This is a genomic window from Paenibacillus sinopodophylli, assembly GCF_005930355.1.
Taxonomy (GTDB): domain Bacteria; phylum Bacillota; class Bacilli; order Paenibacillales; family Paenibacillaceae; genus Pristimantibacillus; species Pristimantibacillus sinopodophylli.
Genome location: NZ_VDBO01000054.1, coordinates 1 through 756, shown reverse-complemented (window position 1 = coordinate 756; position 756 = coordinate 1). Strand labels below are relative to the sequence as shown.

Genomic DNA, 756 nt, shown 5'->3' with positions numbered 1-756 from the left:
TGTATTAAAACCGGGTTACGTCTTTGTCCCCACGCCTCCGACCTATGAGAAGCTGGAGGTGCCTAATCCGGATTATCGACCAGCGGTGCCTGCGACGATGAAGGATTTCGTGTACACAGGTGCTTCCCAGACCTTTGAGGCTCCGTTAACCGGTGCGTACCTCTTCGAAGTATGGGGCGCACAAGGCGGAACAGCTGGTAGTGGAAGCACGAACCATGGCGGTTATGCGAGTGGAGTCGCGCAGCTCGTAGCCGGACAGAAAGTGGAAGTGAAGGTAGGCGGCAAGGGGAGCAATGGAACCACAAGCATCAACCAATGCGACGGTTGCTCGAAGGCTGGCGGCTACAATGGCGGAGGCAATGGGATCGGCTCTGCGGGTGCAGGCGGTGGCGGCGCATCGGATATTACAGATGGGAATGGAACGTCACTCGTCGATCGAGTCGTCATGCCGTTCCATACGACGCACCCGACTAATGACGATAGCTATTTCTTCTCCGACACCATGAGCCATGCCGCAGATGCCGGTGATGTCATTCAAGTGAGGGTGAAGAATAACTCCACGAACACCAGTGGTGCTATCTATTTCACGGGTACGCAGGCACCTAACTGGTCCGAGAGTTATGTCGTCAGCTTCCCAATGACCGCGTCGGACTCGGAATATCGCGTGTATACCATTCCAATCGGGACGCATCCGAATTGGAGAGGCACGATTAATAGGCTGCGCTTCGATTTGGCCAACGGTCCCCACATCTCTAC

The 756-nt window shown here is 55.4% G+C and carries 1 protein-coding gene; it reads left to right on the top strand.

The window, feature by feature from the left end; all coding sequences use genetic code 11:
* A partial coding sequence (locus FGT79_RS30640; RefSeq protein ID WP_246096709.1) for a glycine rich domain-containing protein occupies positions 1-756 on the top strand: 756 nt, incomplete at both ends.